This is a genomic window from Streptomyces venezuelae (assembly GCF_008642335.1).
GTDB classification, from domain to species: domain Bacteria; phylum Actinomycetota; class Actinomycetes; order Streptomycetales; family Streptomycetaceae; genus Streptomyces; species Streptomyces venezuelae_F.
Genome location: NZ_CP029191.1, coordinates 3,419,892 through 3,435,850 on the forward strand (window position 1 = coordinate 3,419,892; position 15,959 = coordinate 3,435,850).

A 15,959-nucleotide genomic window follows, 5' to 3' on the forward strand; every position below is an offset into this window, starting at 1 on the left:
CCTATCCTGGGGAAACATGGAGGGGGACGCGGCAACCGCGGACGGGGGACCCGACTCACCCATGGATCATGCGAGTTGGCGGGTACGCCTGCGGCGCTGGGCGGCTTCGGGCAGCGGTGACGTGCTGGGCGCCGGCGTGCTGTTCGGCACCGACCGCGTGCTCACCTGCGCCCATGTGATCCGCGACCCGGCGACCGGACAGCGCCCCGACCGCGTCCAGGTCGAGTTCCCGCTGCTCCAGGGCCTCACCCGCACCCCGCACCGCACCGCCACCGTCGCCGCGGGCCACTGGGTGCCGCCCTTCGGCAAGGCCCAGGGCGACCTCGCCGTCCTCGTCCTGGACGACCCCGCGCCCCTCCCCTCGCCGGTCGCGCTGCACCGCACCCTCGACTACCGGGGCGCCACGGTCCTCGTCGACGGGTTCCCCGAGTACCAGTCGGGCGGGCAGTGGCTCACCGGCGTCTGCCGGGGGCCCGGCGGGGAGGGCGACGAGCGGGTACAGATCGACCTCACCGGGGCGGGGGACGGGTCCGGGCAGCGGCTGCGGGGCGGGTTCAGCGGCGCGGGCGTACGGGAAGAGGGCAGCGACCGGCTGCTCGGCATCCTGGCGCAGGCCGACGAACGGGGCGAGCACGGGTACATGATCCCGGCGGCCACCGTCGCCAAGTACTTCCGCCGCTTCGCCGAGCGGTACGTGACCGGGCCGCACGCCATCCCCGGCCACCGCGTCGTCTCTGCGGACGCCGCCCGCACCGCCCGCCCGCACGGCCTGCAGCGCACCGTCACGCGCTGGCTGAACGGGGACGCGGACGCCTGGGACACCGAGGTCCTCTTCATCGCCGAGGACGACGACCGGGCACGCCAGGCGCTGTACGTCGTCCTGAACATGGCCGACCGCGAACAGTCCCCGCAGCTGGCGGTGCGGCCCGTCGGGCCCGGCGCCGACGCGCCCCCCGACGGCGGCGACTCGCTCCTGTCCCGCGCCGGCATCGCGCCCCGCGTCGGCAGCATCGGCCTCGTCCTCGACCTGGAGGGCGCCGCCCTGGAGGACCCCGACCAGCCGGAGCTCCGTGAGGCCCTCGCCGTCCTGCGGCACGAGCTGCGGCACGCCGCCGGACAACGGACGACACCGCGAAGGCGCCCCGCCGTCGCCGTGCTCTACGCCGACCGGTCCGCCACCGAACCGGCCGCCGCGGCCAAGGCACTCGGCGAACTGGCGGCCTCCGGCGCCCGGCTGCTGCTCGTGGTGCGCTCCAGCACGCACGGATTCACGTACGCCCTCGCGGAGAAACTGCTGCCCGCCGAGCGTGCCGCGCAGTGGCTGCAGCGCATCGGCGCCCGCGTCGACGCCCTCGCCGACACCGAACGCAGCGCGCGGCGCCTCTTCCACCGCGTCGAACCCCATGTCGTCGACCCGCCGGTCGCCACCGGGTACGCGGCGCGGGCCGCCCTGTGGACCGTCCAGCTCAGCAACGAGCTGCGCCCGCTGACGGGCCGGGGCGGGCCGCGCCTCCTGGAGAAGCTGTCGTACGCCGAACAGGCCGTGGACACCTACCTGCTGCGGGCCGAGCGGGCCGAGAGCGAGCTGCGCGCGGTACTCGACGAGCATCTGCGGCTGCGCGGGCTGCTCCGCGACCACCTGGCGCGGCTCGCCCGGCGCGGTCTCGCCGAGCACCCGGACGCGGTCGGGCCCTACCGCGCGGCGCAGCAGCTCCTGCTGGCCGGGCCCTGCCCGCTGGCCGACGCCGAGCGTGCGGTGACGGCGTTCGCGCGCGTGGTGCGGCGGCTCGCGGACGCCGACCCGGGGGGTGACGTGTGAAGGCCGTCAAGTCCTGCCCACACCCGGGGTGTTCGGGCACCGTGACGCCGACCGGGTACTGCCTGGCCAGCGGTGAGCGCGTCGACCCCGCGACCGGGTTGCACTCGGCCGTGGACACGGGACACGCGACAGCGTCCACGTCCGTGTCCGAGCCGGAGTCGGCACCGAGGCCCCCCGCATCGGCGTCGCGCCCCGCCGCGACCTCCGGCGGCGAGTCGTCCTCCCAGCACTGGATCGTCGACCTGGGCGTCACCGCCGACCCGCCGCGCCCGGCCCGTGTCGACCTGCCCCCGGAGCACCCCGACCCCACCGTCCTGCCCGAGATCACGCTCCTGGACCGGGCCGACAACGCGGGCGGCCCCGTGGCCCTCAGCGGGCTGCCCCTGCCGCCCGGCACCCTGCTCGCCGGGCAGTACCGCCTCGTGCGGCCCCTCGGGTACGGCGGGATGGGCGAGGTATGCCTCGCCCACGACACCAAGGTCGACGACCGCGCGGTCGCCGTGAAGATGCTGCACGCCGAGCTCGCCACGGAGTCGTACAGCCTCCTGGAGGGCGAGCGCAGGGAGCTGGTCGAGCTCAACCACGACGGGTTCATCCGGGTGTTCAACTACGGGCACCACGACGGGGTCGGGGACTTCCTCGTCCTCCAGTACGTCGACGGGCTCAACCTCGAAGAGGTGCGGGCCCGCGCCCACGAGCACCCCGAGGAGTTCGGCGGCGACCGCTTCCTGGAGTTTGTCCTCGCGTACGGCGTGCGGATCCTGGCCGCGCTCGCGCACCTGCACGCCCCCGAGCGCGGCAAGGTGTACGGCGACCTGAAGCCGCCCAACGTCATGCACGATGGCTCCACCACCAAGCTCGTCGACGTCGGCAGCGTGCGCCGCGCGGGCGCCCCCGGCCTCACCACCGCCCTCTACCGCGCGCCCAGCGTCGGCCCGCACGGCGAGTCCGCCCCGCAGGACGACCTGTTCAGCCTCGGCGAGACGCTGCGCACGCTGTGCGGGCTCGGGGCCACCCGCCACGACCTTGCGGACCTGGCGGCGCTCGCCCCGCTCGACGACGCCACCGGGGACCACCGCGGACTCGGCCTCGTCTCCCTCGCCAGGGCCCTGCGCCGCGCCACCCGCACCGCACGCGCCGGACGCTTCGCCACGGCCCGCGAGATGGACGAGCAGCTCCGCGGCGTCTTCCGCGAGCTGCGGTCCCTGCGCACCGGCGCCGAGACGTTCGAGCCGTCACCGCTCTTCCTCCAGTCCGCGTACGCCCTCGACGGCGGGCTCGGCGCCGCCCCCGAGGTCCGGCACTGGGCCGCCCCGCGGGCCGCCCCGCACCACCCCGCTCCCGGCCCCTCCGAGGTGGCCCGGCGGCTCCCCGTGCCGCGCCCGGACCCGGACGACGACCACCACGGCGAGCTCAGCAGGCTCAGCGACGACGACCCCGAGGCGCTGCTCCAGCACACCGGCGACTGGCGGGACTCCCCCGAGGTGCACCTGCTGCGGTGCAGACTGCGGCTGCGGGTGGCGCTGCGGACCGAGGGCGGGGATCTCGGCGCGGAGGGCGTCGACCTCACCGGCGCCGAGACCGCGCTCGCCCTGGCCGAGGACGCCATAGGGCCCGCGAACGGGCCGCACGACTGGCGGCTCGACTGGCACCGGGGGCTGCTCGCCCTGGCCCGCTCCCGGGTGCCGGAGGCCCGCGGCCGCTTCGACCGGGTGTACGCGGCGATCCCCGGCGAGTACGCGCCGAAGCTGGCCCTCGGCTACTGCGCGGAACGCCTCGGGCGGCTGCACGAGGCCCTCACCTTCTACGAGGCCGTGCGGCTGCGGAACCCCTCGCTGGGCAGCGCGGCGTTCGGCGCCGTCCGGGCGCGGCTCGCCCTCGGCGGCCCCGATGCCCTCACCGACGCCATCGCCGCCCTCGACGCCGTCCCGCAGCACTCACGGCACCGCACCGCCGCCCGCACGGCCGCCGTGCGCATCCGCGTCGACCACGCGCGGGACGCCGAAGGCCTGGGCGCGGCGGTGCGCGCGCTGGCCCAGCTCTTCTCCGCGCACGGCCTGACCGACGAACCATCCCGCGTACGGATGAAGGCGGAGGTGTGGGGCGCGGCGCACCGGCTCCTCGGTGCGGAGGACGGCGCGGGCGGTGCGATCACCGGGGACCAGCTGCGCGCCGTCGCCGCGCACGCCGATCCGCTGCTCGAATTCCCCGCCGACGTACGGGCGTTGCGCACCGACCTGTCCCGCTTCTACCGGGTCCTGGCCCACCAGGCCGCCCGGGACGCGCCCACGCCGGACGACGGCATACCGCTCGCCGAGATCCTCCTCGACCGCGCCTACGCGGTCCGCCCCTTCGGCTTCCTGCACGCACGATTCGGCAAGGACTTCCCATGGCTGGGCAAGAAGATCAGGAACCGGCCGCCTCGGTCGGCCTGGAAGTGAGCCAGGTCGTCGAGCTGCCCCGCCCCCGTACTCCGGGCGGGGCGGACACGGCCCGCATGTACGCCGTCCTCACCGTGACGGTCCGCAGGACGGGCACCGCGCACGCGCCGCCCGCCGCCACCGAGCGCGACCCAGCGGCCGGAACCACGACGGGTACGGCCGGGGCCCGGCTCGCGGAAGTGCTGCTCATCGACCACTCCTCCTCGATGGTGATGCCGCCGAGCCGTCTCGCCGCCGCCCGCGCCGCCGCCGTCGGCGCCCTGGCCCGCATCCCCGACGGGTCGCTGTTCGCCCTGGTCGCCGGGGGCGATCGGACCGCCATGATCTACCCGAGGCGGCCGGGGCTCGCCGTCGCGCATGCCGAGTCGCGGGCCGCCGCCGAGGCCGCCCTGCACGACTGCACCCCGGGCGGCGGCACCGCGATGGGCACCTGGCTGGAGCGGGCCCGGCAGCTCTTCCGGGAGCTGCCGGCCTCGGGCGACGGCGGCTGGGTGCGGCACGCGCTGCTCCTCACCGACGGCAAGAACGAACCCGGGTACGAGACGCGGGCCGAGCTGCAGGAGCGCGTCGAGCGGTGCGCGCGGGCCTTCGCCTGCGACGTCGTGGGCATCGGCGACGCGTGGGAGACCGACGAACTCCTGCTCATCGCGCGGGCACTGGGCGGGCGCACGCGGGCCGTCGCGGATCTGACGCGGCTCCCTGACGAGCTGGCCTCGCTCACCGGGCAGGCCGCCGGACGCGACGTCACGGGCCTGCGGCTGCGCCTCTACCACCGTGCCGGGGTGCGCCCGCACTCCTTCGAGCAGGTCCACCCCACGCGGGTCGCGCTCCGGCCCGACCGCGTCGACCTGTCGGGCGTCGGGACGGGCGCGGGCGGCCCCGTCGAGGAGTACGACCTCGGCCCGTGCGGCGAGGAGACCCGTGCCTATCTGCTCTGCGTCGGTGCGCCCTACGACCCCGCCAAGATGGGCAAGGAACTCCTCCTCACGGAGGTCGAGCTGGACGCGGAGAGCCCGGCGGCGCTGCGGCTGCCCGCGCCGCAGCCCGTGCTGGTGCGCTGGACCGACGACCCCGACCTGTACAGCCGCCTCGACCCGCAGGTCGCCCACTACCGGCAGGAGGAGGAGCTGCACCGCACCTTCGAGGAGGCCTGCGCGGAGCTGAAGCTCGGCAGGCGCGCGGCCGCCGAGGCGCTGCTCGGCACCGCGTGGCGCCTCGCCGCCGAGACGGGTGACACCGCCATGCAGGAGCATCTGCGCCGCCTCGTCCGCGTCCGCGACCCGGCGGCCGGACGGGTCGAACTCCGTGACCGCATCGCGAAGTTCGACGTGGAGGCCGCCCGCATCCAGACCAGCACGACCGTCCTGCCCGGCGTCCATCTGCCCGGCCCCCGGCCTCCCGGCCCCCGGCCACCCGGAGCGGCCCGGTGACGGCCTTGTGGCGCGCCGTCCCGCCGCTCGCCGCCGACGCGCTGCGCGCCCTGCGCCGGTACGCGTGGCCGGTGCCGCTCGCCGAACGCCCGCGCAACCGCTCGTACCTGCGGGACCGGCTCGTCGCGCTGCCGCTGCTCACCGTCGTCGCGGCCGTCACGTTCGGCTGGGCGTACGCCGACGTCCGCGAGGACTCGGCGACGCTGCGGGACAGCTTCCTGCCCGCGCTCGTCGGGCTCGCCGAGGCCGAGACGTCCCTGCGCATCGCCGACCACGAGGCCGCCAAGAGCCTCGCGGCCGGGGAGGCCGTGCAGCTCAGCGGGTTGAGCAAGCGGTACACGACGCGCACCACACGCGCCGTGCAGCACCTCAACCAGGTGGCCCGCAGCGGCGCCCTGACCACCGTCGAGCGCCAGGAGCTCGACGTGGTCTCCGGGCTCGTCGTCGACTACGGCACCTGGATCACCTTCGCGCAGAACAACGTCGCCGACCCCACGCTGCGGGACGCCGGACTCTCGTACGCGCGCAGCATGCTCTGCTCGACGCCCGGGCCCGCGCCCGGCGGGAAGGCCGACGCGGACGGCTATCCGGCCTGCCGTCCCGCCACCGGTTCGCGCTCCGACGCGACCGCCGTCGTCGACCGCATCTCCTCCCTTGAGGACCGGCTGCGCGACCGGCTCGCGGACCGGGCGGCGCCGGGCGGCCGCGTCCTGGCCGCGGGGTCCCTGTCGGTGCTCGCCCTGGTGCTGCTCGCGTTCGGGCACTGGCGCACCCAGGTGTTCCTCCACCACCGCCTGCACCTGTACGTCAGCATCCCGCTCCTCGTCGCCGCCCTGCCGCTGCTCGCCGTGCCGTTCCTGACGGCCGACGCCGCCCTCGCCCACCGGGCGCAGCAGCGCGTGGTGTCCACGGCGGCCGAGATGGCCGAGCGGACGACCCCGGCGATCGAGTCGACCGTCGACGAGGACCCGTTCGGCGAGCGCCACCCGCTCCTGATCCGGTCCCTGGACGAACACGCGGGCCACGACCTGTCCGCGGGCCGCCTCTCCTCGCTGGACGGGGTCGCACCGTGGGTGGCGCCCGCCGGCCTTCTCAGCGCGGGCGTCACCGCGGTCACGCTCCACGCCTACCGCCGCGAGTACGTCCTCATCTCCCGCCCAGGAGCCACCCCATGAGCCCCCGCACGAGCCGCCGCGCGAGGCCGCGCACCGCGTTCCGCGCCTTCCTGGCGACCTGCCTGCTGGCCGTCACCGCGGGGGCCTGCGGGAGCGAGCGGCCCGAGACCCTCGTCGTGCTCGGCCCCTGGACGGGCCCTGAGGGCAAGGCCTTCGAGGCGATGCTGCACCGCCTCGACGACGGCACCGGCAAGTCGTACACCTACCAGGGCACGCGTTCGCTGCGGGAGACGCTCGGCGCGCAGCTGGAGGCGGGCGACCCGCCCGACGTGGCGATCCTCAACAGCATCGGCGAACTCGTGGAGCACGCCCGCGCCGGACACCTCACCCCGCTCGACCGCGCCGCCACCGCCCGCGCGTATCCGCCGTGGGCGCCCCGCCTCGACGTGGACGGCGGACGCCGCACGTACTGGGTGCCGCTGAAGGTCGACCTGAAGAGCCTGGTGTGGAGCAAGGAGGGCAGCTCCGCCGGCCGCCCCAGGTGGTGCGTGGGTCTCGCCTCGCAGGCCACGTCCGGGTGGCCCGGCACCGACTGGATCGAGGACATCCTCCTCCACCAGGCGGGCCCCGCCACGTACACGCGGTGGGCCACCGGGGAGGTCCGCTGGCGCGACCCGCGGGTCCGCAAGGCGTGGACGACCTGGGCCGAGCTGCTCGGCAAGCGCACGGAGGCGTCGATCGACCGGTCCCTGACGACGCCGTACGTGGGTCCGCGCGGCCTCCTCGACTCCCAGGAGCCCCGCTGCACGCACGAGCACCAGAGCGCCTTCATCCGGTACGTGTACGCGCACGACCGGGTCCGCGTCGACCCGGCGGCGGGCTACCTCGGCGGGCGGCCCGAGCACGACGGCGCGTACGAGGTGGCGGGCGACATGGCCGCCGTGTTCAGCGACGACCCGGCGGCGCGCGCCCTCGTCGACCGCCTCTCCGGCAAGCGGGCCCGCACGCTCTGGCGGGCCCGGGCCGCGGACGGGCTGCAGCCGTTCTTCCCCGACGCGACCGACCCGCAGCCGACCGATCCGACGGGCCGGCGCATCGCGGGCATCCTGACCGCGAAGGCGCGGACGCTCTGTTTCGACGCGTCGGACGTGATGCCGCCGGGCGTGCGCGACGCGTTCCACCGGGCCGTCCTGCAGTACTTCGGCGACCCGACGGTGAAGCGCCTCGACAGACTCCTCGCCCAACTGGACACCGTGCGCACCGAAGCCGCGAAGGACGCGGCCCCCGGACACATGCCGGAGTCGGAGGTCTGCGCCCCGCCCGGCGGCTGAGCGCCTGCCCCCCCCCGCCCGCGTCAGCGGCCGAGCTCCTCCGGGCAGGGCGTGCCGCGGGGAATCTGGTAGGGCGAGCCGAGCCGGTAGGTGCCCGCCTTCGGGGCGAGCAGTTCGACCCACTTGTCGCCCGCCCGGTCCTCGCGCGCCTCGGACAGACAGCCGTTGAGGTTCTCGTACACCTTGGGCCGCTTCTCGTTCAGCTCGCGCTGCCGCTTCGAGGCCTCGGTCTCCTGCGGCGCCTTCACGCCCTTGCCGTGCTCGTCGACGATGCTCAGCCACGGCGAGTACGGAATGCGGATCAGGACGCGGCCCGGCTTGTCGACGCGCAGCGTCATCTCGCCCTGCTCGGCGCGCGTCACGACGGCGTTCGGCTCGGCGAGCGGACGCGGGTCGGTGACCTCGTACAGCTGCCAGTTGTCGTCGACCCACACCTTCTTCAGGTACGGCAGGCCGTCCGTGATGAGCTGCGCCTCACGCTTGCCGCCGTCGCCGTCGGGCTCGCCCTTGGGGAGCGCCACGTAATGCACGGACCAGCGCTGCAGCCACTCGTGGTAGTTCGCCGAGTTCAGGGTGTCGTCGTAGAAGAGCGGGTTGCGCTCCATGTCGGCCTGCCGGTTCCAGCCCCGCGCGAGCTGTACGTACGCGGGGAGCGCGGACGCCTCGCGGTGGCTGCGGGCCGGCACGACTTCCAGGCGGCCCTTCGCGGCGCCCTTCTCCTTCAGCTCGTTGACCAGCGGCGCGACCTCACGCGTCCAGGAGGCGTCGGAGCGGGTGTGCACGATGTCGTCGACGGCCTTGTAGCCGATCCACCCGGTGAAGCCGACGAACGCCACGATGATCACGTACCAGGTACGGGACTTCGGGACCGCGTACGGCAGCGCGGCGATCAGCGCGACGCCCGCGAAGGACATCGCGAGACGCGAGATGTTGGAGCCGATCTGCGAGCTGATCAGCCAGACGCCGAGCACGAACGCCGCGTACACGGCGGTGGTGATCCGTACCGTCTTCCACTGCTTCGGCACGACAAAGTAGACGATGATCGAGGCGATCAGCGGCAGCGACGCCGAGCCGAACGACATCGGCTGCGTGCCGGAGAACGGGAAGAGCCACGCGGAGAGGCCCACGACGATGGCGGGCGCGATGCCCAGCGCGTACGCGCCCGGGTACCGCTTGCTGAGGAACAGCGCGACGGCGACGAGCCCGACGAAGAGGCCCGCGACCGGGCTGCCCATCGTCGCGAGCGCCGCGAACGGGGCGGCGACCAGGGCCTTCGCCCACCGCTTGTAGCGCCAGCGGTGCGGCCAGCAGAAGACGGCGGCGACGGCCGCGAGCGCGAACATCTGGCCGAGGCCGTAGGTCACGCGGCCCGACACCGCGTTGGCGAGCAGCGCGAAGACGCCCGCGGCGACCGGCCACAGCAGCCGGCCCTTCACCGCGCGGCTGCGCATGAGGATCATGGTGAGCAGCGCCGCCGAGACGGTGCCCGCGATCATCATCGTGGTCCGCACACCGAGCACCGACATCAGATACGGCGAGATCACGCTGTACGACACCGGGTGCATGCCGCCGTACCAGCCGAGGTTGTACGCCGACGCCGGGTGCCGTCCGACGAACTCGGCCCAGGCGTCCTGCGCCGCCAGGTCGCCGCCGCTGTTGGCGAAGACGAGGAACCAGACGACGTGCAGCACGGCGGCGACCGCCGTCGTGATCGTCACCGGGTGGCGCAGGAAGCGCTTCTGCCACGGTTGCGCGGGCCCGCCCTCGGGCGTGCTGCGCTGGGCCGGCAGCTTGACCCGCCCACCGGTGCGGGGGCCGTCGCCCGTGTCAGGTGCGGCGGCGTCGTCGGCGCGCGTCGGCTCCGCTGTTGCCACTGGAGGCTCTCCCCGTGTCGTCCATTGTTCCGGAGTACCCCGGGTCCCCGAGCTTGTGACGCTAGCACGCACGCGCGAGGGGAGACCCGTCCCGGGCCTCCCCTCGCGGGCTCGGCGCGGGGCTCAGCCGACCCGGGTCAGCTTGGCGCCGAAGCCCGGTTCGCTGAGGTCCTTCTGCAGTGCCACAGGCACCTCGACGGCATCACCCTTGCCGTCGCCGACGTGCAGCACACCGACCTCGGTGCCCGCCTTGGCCGTGTTCGGAATGGTCTTGCCCTTCATCTCGTCGAGCTCCAGCTTGACGGTCAGGCCGGACCAGCCGACGGCGGAGACGTCCTTGGTGGCGACGACCGGGGTCGTCCCGCCGAGACCGTCGTCGACCTGCCCGACGACGTCGCCCTTCTTCACGATCGTCTTGGCCTTCAGCGCGTCCTGCCCGGCCGCGATCAGGTTCTTGGTGACGTCGGTGACCTTGTCGATGTTGGCGACGCCGTTGCTGCCGTACTGGCCGAGGGCGGCGCCGATGATCGTCTGCGTCTCGCCGCCGACCTTCTTCTCCGCGGCGAAGAGGATGTTGCCGCCGGCGGCGGTGGTGGTGCCGGTCTTGATGCCGATGGCGACGGTCGGGACGAGCTTGAAGAAGTTCGTCTGCTTCTCGTTGTTGAGGTCCATGTAGCTCGGCTGGCGGGAGATCTCGTTGAAGACGGGGTTCTCCATGGCCGCGCGGCCCAGCTTCACCAGGTCCTCGGCGGTCGACACGGTCGTCTTGTCCAGGCCGCTGGGGTCCGTGTAGTGGGTGTTCTTCATCCCCAGCTCCTTGGCGGTCTTGTTCATCTTCTCGACGAACGCGTCCTCGGAGCCGCTCTTGGTGTCCCAGCGGGCGAGCAGCTTGGCGATGTTGTTCGCCGACGGCAGCATGACCGCCTGCAGCGCCTCGTACTCGGTGATCTTCTGGCCCTCGGTGACCTTGACGACCGACTCGTTGGCCGGCTTGCCGGTCTCGTAGTGCTTCTGCGCCGCGGCGTCGACGGGGATCTTCGGGCCCTCCTTGCCCTTCTCCAGCGGGTGGTCCCGCAGGATCAGGTAGACCGTCATGACCTTGGCGATGCTCGCGATCGGCACGGGCTTCTGCTCACCCGACGTACCGAACGTGCCGATGCCGTTGACGTCCATCGCGGCCTGGCCGTCGGCCGGCCACGGCACGTCCGGCTTGCCGCCCTCGAACTTCACGGTCTCCTGCGCGGTGAGCTGCAGGGTGGGCGTCGGGAGCGGCCGCACGACCTGTACGACTGCAAACACCACCAACAGAAGCAGCACCAGCGGCGTCCAGATCTTCACCCTCCGCACGGCGGTGCGGACCGGAGTCTCCGGCGGCGGCGGGGTGTTGGTCAGCTCGGCGAGCAGATCGATCGGCGGCTTCGGCGGCAGCGGCTGCTGGGTGGTGGGCTCGACGGGCGGGGGGACGGCGGGGCCCGCGGGGGCGGCCTTGGCCTGCGACACCTTGGTCGCAGACCCCTTGGGCTCCGCCGCGGAGGCGCCCTTCGGCCCCGCCTTGGGCCCCGCCTCGGGCCCCGCCTTCGGCTCGTCGAGCGGCTTCAGCGCGACGAACTTGCTGGTCCGCTCGGCATCGGCCTCGGGCTTCGGGGCGCCCTTCTTTGCAGTTCCCTTTGCGGCGTCGCCCAGCTTGAGCATGGTGGTGGGCTGATCGACGCCCTTGCCCCCGGCCTCCGGAACCTTCGGCGCCTTGAAGACGGCGGTGGCCTGGTCGACACCGCTGGACTTGGCGTCAGCGGCATCGGCCTCGGCCGGATCGTCCTCGGCAACGGCGTCGAGCTCAGGAGCAGGATCGGACTCGGGCTCAGCATCAGCCTTCGAGGCAGCGGCGGGCCACGAGACGGGGGCGGGCGTGGAACCCGGGGCGGACGTGGAACCCGGGGCGGACGTGGAACCCGGGGCGGACGTGGAACCCGGGGCAGACGTGGAACCCGGGGCAGACGCCGAACTCGGAGCGGGCGTCGAACCGGGCGCGGACGCCGAGCCCGGGGCGGGCGTCGAACCGGGGGCGGACGTCGAACCCGGGGCAGACGCCGAACCGGGGGCAGACGCCGAGCCCGGGGCAGGCGTCGAACCCGGGGCGGGGCTCGATGCGGGCTCGGCCTTCGAGCCGGGCACGGGCTTCGACGCAGCCTCGGGGCTGGAGGCAGACTCGGCCTTCGAGCCGGGTGCGGGCGTCGTGCCGGTTGCGGGCCTCGACGCAGGCTCGGCCTTCGAGCCGGGCGCGCCCTGCGAGCCGGGCTCGGCCTTCGAGCCGGGCGCGCCCTGCGAGCCGGGCTCGGCCTTCGACGCAGGCTCGGCCTGCGATGCGGCTTCGGGCCTCGACTCGGGCCCAGCCTTCAACGCGGGCTCGCCCTGCGACCGGGGCTCGTGCCTCGACGCGGTCTCCCCCTTCGATGCGCCCTCGGGCCACGAGGCCGGCTCGGGCTTCGAACCGGGCTCGGCCTTCGACGCGGCCGCAGGCTTCGACGTGGACTCGGACCTCGACATGGACTCGGACCTCGACGTGGGCTCGACCTTCGACGCAGGCTCGGGGCTCGACGCGGCCGCAGGCTTCGACGCGGCCGCAGGCTTCGACGTGGACTCGGACCTCGCAGCGGGCTCGCCCGTCGACGCAGGCTCGGGGATCGACGCGGCCGCAGGCTTCGACGTGGACTCGGGCCTCGACGCAGGCTCAGGCCTCGGCGCGGCCGCAGGCTTTGACGCGGCCTCCGGGTTCGGGTCCGCCTCGGACTCGGCTTCGGGCTTCGCCGACCCGCTCGGCTCCGGCTTCGCAGAAGCCGGGGGCCCGGCGGCGGTCGCACCGGCCGTGTCCGACACCTCAGCCGTGTCCGATCCTTCGGGCTTGTCCGGCGTTTCCGAATGCGTCTCGCCGGAGCTCTCCTCCGCCGACTTCGGCGCGGAGTCAGCCGGCGACTCCGCGTCGTCGTCCGACGTGGCGACCCACGCCGCCACCGCGTTGCGCAGCCGCGCGTCCCCGCCGGCCTCGCTCTTGGGAGCGTCGTCCGGCTCGGCGGAACCGGCCGCCGACTCGGCGACGTCCTTCGTCGAGAAGACGGCGGTTGCCCGGTCCTCCGGGACCTCCCCCCGCACCTGCGGCGTCTCGCGCGTGATCGCGAGACGCGGGTCGCGTTCCTCCGGCGCCGGCCCGGAGGTCTCCTCCGGGGTCGGGTTCCCCGACGACTTCCGCTGCTTCGATCTGTCGGGGGTCTCGCCCGCCACCGATGCCTCCTCGTACGCCATGCCGTTTGCCGATACTGATGCTTGCCGTGTGCTGACCGTGCGCCAAATCCGGCCGGACAACCACTGTCCGAACCGTGTACCAGTGTCCTGTGTGAGGGCTTAACCCCCGTGGTAGACGAGAACGACATACCTACTGGTTCCCGTACATCCCGACCACGCGCTCTCGACAGACCAATGTGAGAGGGGTCACCCTGTCATTCATCCACGCGGGGAGGCATGGATGGGCAGGAGCCGCAGAACAATTCCGGAGGAGCTTCTGCTGCTCGCTTTGGACCCGGCCACGGGTACCACAGCGCAGCCGCAGTCGCTCGACCTCGGTCTGGCCGGAGCACAGCTAGTGGAGCTGGCGCTGGCCGGACGGATAGCCCCAGACGGGGATCGTATCGCCGTGGTGATGCCACGGCCGACCGGAGATCCGACTCTGGACTCCGCACTGGAACTGCTGCGCAGGCGCGGCAGCCCGGTTCGGGCCGTCCACTGGATCGGCGGGCCCAGGCTTGGGCTCCGCCAGACGTATCTCTCGCACCTGGAGCGGTGCGGCATGGTGCATGCCGTCGCCGGTCAGATGTGCGGGGTACTGCCGACGACTCGCTACCAAGCGACGGACACGGCCATCAGCCGGGAGATCAGGTCCCGGCTCGATTCGGCGATCCGCACCGGTGTACCGCCGGACCCGCGGACCGCCGCGCTCGCCGCCCTGGCCCACGCGGTCGGTCTCGGCAAGCATCTGTACCCCGGGAACGAGGGGCGTTCATCGCGCTCCCGGCTCCGGGACCTGATCAGGCACGACCCCATGGGCGGCCTCGTGGCGCACGCCGTGATGGACGTCCAGAACGGCGTGGCGGCCCAGCCGCGACGCAGCGCCGCTCCCGCGGGTCCCACAGGACCGGGCGGCGGCAGGCAGCCGGCGAGGGCGACAGCGGACCCCGGCGGGGTGCCGATGCAGCCACGCCGCGGATCCATGGCACGCGCCGTCGCCCACTGAGCACGCACACACGCACACCGCTCGCACCGGGCACGGCCGGCACCAGCATCAGCACCAAGCGCCGAGCACAAGGCGCCAGGCATCAAGCACCCAGCACCAAGCACCAGCTCGTGAACGCGCACCATCACCGCGCGACCGCGCACCACCGTCGCGCGACCGCTCAGCACCACCGCACCAGCGCCGCGCCGCAGTCCCCAGACCCGGTTCGGGAGCCGCTGGGCCGCGTGGGGCGTGGAATCGGACCGTCCGGACGACGGCACCCGGTTCCACCGCCCCGCGCGGCCGCCTCACGTTCGCACATCCGCTGTTTCCCAGCGGTGCCGGCCAGGTTGGTGGCACTCTGCTGAGCAGTAGATACGCAAAGTAGAGGAATGCAAGCCGGAGGTGCACGTCCCGTGGCGTCCAATGTCAATCCCACCGTCAGGCGGCGCCGGTTGGGCCAGGAGCTCCGCCGGCTCCGCGAGCTCAAGGGCATGACGGCCGAGGAGGTCGCCGAGCGACTGCTCGTCTCGCAGTCGAAGATCAGCCGCCTGGAGAACGGCCGGCGCTCGATCAGCCAGCGCGACGTCCGCGACCTGTGCGGCGTCTACGAGGTCGAGGACCACCGCGTCGTCGACTCGCTCATGCAGATGGCCAAGGACTCGCGCCAGCAGGGCTGGTGGCACTCCTTCGGCGACATCCCCTACAGCGTGTACATCGGCCTGGAGACGGACGCCGCCTCCTTGCGCGTGTACGACCCGCAGGTCGTCCCCGGTCTCCTGCAGACCCGGGCGTACGCGGAAGCGCTGATCACCGGCGCGCTCCCGGAGACCACGCCGACGGACATCGAGAAGCGCGTCCAGGTGCGCATGCGCAGACAGGACCGCATCTCGGCCCCGGACATGCCGCTGCGCCTGTGGACCGTGCTCGACGAGTCCGCGCTGCGCCGCGTCGTCGGCTCCCGGCATCTGATGCGCGACCAGCTGGAGCACCTCGTCGAGCAGTCCCAGCTGCCGCACGTGACGGTCCAGGTGATCCCCTTCGAGATGGGCGCGCACCCGGGCCTCAACGGGCAGTACGCGATCCTGGAGTTCCCCGACGCGGCCGATTCCAGCGTGGTCTACATCGAGGGCGTCACCAGCGACCTGTACCTGGAGAAGGCGAACGACGTGCAGCAGTACAGCGTCATGTACGAACACCTGCGGGCGCAGGCGCTGAACGTCGAGCAGTCGCGGCAGCTGATCGCGGACATCGCGAAGGACTACGCCCGCTGAGCGAGAGCCCCTGAGCGGCGGCTCCTGAGCGAAAGCGCCGCACGGTACACCCTTGTCACGCCGCCGCGTAAGCCCTCACTGGAATATGCCATCCGGTTGAGTGAACGATCCCTTCACGCCACGATGTTGGCGAGTAGCGTCATTCACGCCATCGAGCAGCAACTCATCGACTGGATAGACCGGAGCGGACATGGCGATTCAGCAGGGTACTTCGCACACGTGGGTCAAGTCTTCCTATTCGACCGGCAACGGCGCGTGCGTCGAGGTCAAATCACCGGTGCGGCACGGGATTTCCGTGCGCGACTCGAAGGTCGTGGAGGGCCCGGTCCTCGCCTTCCCCGCCGAGTCGTGGAACGCGTTCGTCAGTGAGGTGGGCAGGGGGGCCGCCGACCTCGCGTGAGAACGCAGCGCACA

At 73.3% G+C, this 15,959-nt stretch carries 11 protein-coding genes; 9 read left to right on the forward strand and 2 right to left on the reverse strand.

Annotation, left to right across the window (positions count from 1 at the left end; translation table 11 throughout):
* Nucleotides 1-61 precede the first annotated feature (61 nt).
* Genes DEJ49_RS15265 through DEJ49_RS15285 form a run of 5 tightly spaced genes read left to right on the forward strand, consistent with a single transcriptional unit; the run spans nucleotide 62 to nucleotide 8,136 of the window.
* Nucleotides 62-1,819 carry a trypsin-like serine peptidase gene (locus tag DEJ49_RS15265; protein WP_190329360.1) on the forward strand — a complete coding sequence of 586 codons (1,758 nt, stop codon included), beginning with the start codon at nucleotides 62-64 and terminating at the stop codon, nucleotides 1,817-1,819.
* A gap of 41 nt (nucleotides 1,820-1,860) precedes the next feature.
* Nucleotides 1,861-4,260, forward strand: coding sequence for a tetratricopeptide repeat protein (locus DEJ49_RS15270; RefSeq protein ID WP_223832846.1), 2,400 nt, complete (start codon nucleotides 1,861-1,863; stop codon nucleotides 4,258-4,260).
* Complete coding sequence (locus DEJ49_RS15275) at nucleotides 4,209-5,690, forward strand: VWA domain-containing protein (RefSeq protein WP_150184632.1); 1,482 nt, start codon at nucleotides 4,209-4,211, stop codon at nucleotides 5,688-5,690. The genes DEJ49_RS15270 and DEJ49_RS15275 overlap by 52 nt, the downstream gene beginning before the upstream one ends.
* Entirely contained in the window at nucleotides 5,687-6,865 is a 1,179-nt protein-coding gene (locus DEJ49_RS15280) for a hypothetical protein (RefSeq protein ID WP_223832847.1), read from the forward strand. The genes DEJ49_RS15275 and DEJ49_RS15280 overlap by 4 nt, the downstream gene beginning before the upstream one ends.
* Complete coding sequence (locus DEJ49_RS15285; RefSeq protein ID WP_150184633.1) at nucleotides 6,862-8,136, forward strand: alpha-glucoside ABC transporter substrate-binding protein; 1,275 nt, start codon at nucleotides 6,862-6,864, stop codon at nucleotides 8,134-8,136. Before DEJ49_RS15280 ends, DEJ49_RS15285 begins: the two co-directional genes overlap by 4 nt.
* Before the next feature lie 23 nt (nucleotides 8,137-8,159).
* Here DEJ49_RS15285 and DEJ49_RS15290 read toward each other — a convergent pair whose 3' ends face one another.
* Complete coding sequence (locus DEJ49_RS15290) at nucleotides 8,160-10,010, reverse strand: DMT family transporter (protein WP_150184634.1); 1,851 nt, start codon at nucleotides 10,008-10,010, stop codon at nucleotides 8,160-8,162.
* A 123-nt stretch (nucleotides 10,011-10,133) separates the two neighbouring features.
* Entirely contained in the window at nucleotides 10,134-11,702 is a 1,569-nt protein-coding gene (locus DEJ49_RS36385; RefSeq protein ID WP_223832848.1) for a D-alanyl-D-alanine carboxypeptidase, read from the reverse strand.
* A 286-nt stretch (nucleotides 11,703-11,988) separates the two neighbouring features.
* Here DEJ49_RS36385 and DEJ49_RS36390 point away from each other — a divergent pair, with 286 nt between their 5' ends.
* The 4 genes from DEJ49_RS36390 (at nucleotide 11,989) to DEJ49_RS15310 (ending at nucleotide 15,945) form a co-directional block, all read left to right on the forward strand.
* On the forward strand, nucleotides 11,989-13,410 hold the full coding sequence (locus DEJ49_RS36390) for a hypothetical protein (RefSeq protein ID WP_223832849.1): 1,422 nt from the start codon (nucleotides 11,989-11,991) through the stop codon (nucleotides 13,408-13,410).
* 117 nt (nucleotides 13,411-13,527) lie between these two features.
* Entirely contained in the window at nucleotides 13,528-14,292 is a 765-nt protein-coding gene (locus DEJ49_RS15300) for a GOLPH3/VPS74 family protein (RefSeq protein ID WP_150169050.1), read from the forward strand.
* A gap of 395 nt (nucleotides 14,293-14,687) precedes the next feature.
* A complete protein-coding gene (locus DEJ49_RS15305; RefSeq protein WP_150169052.1) occupies nucleotides 14,688-15,545 on the forward strand; it encodes a helix-turn-helix domain-containing protein in 858 nt (285 codons plus the stop codon).
* A 190-nt stretch (nucleotides 15,546-15,735) separates the two neighbouring features.
* Entirely contained in the window at nucleotides 15,736-15,945 is a 210-nt protein-coding gene (locus DEJ49_RS15310; protein ID WP_150169054.1) for a DUF397 domain-containing protein, read from the forward strand.
* Nucleotides 15,946-15,959 lie beyond the last annotated feature (14 nt).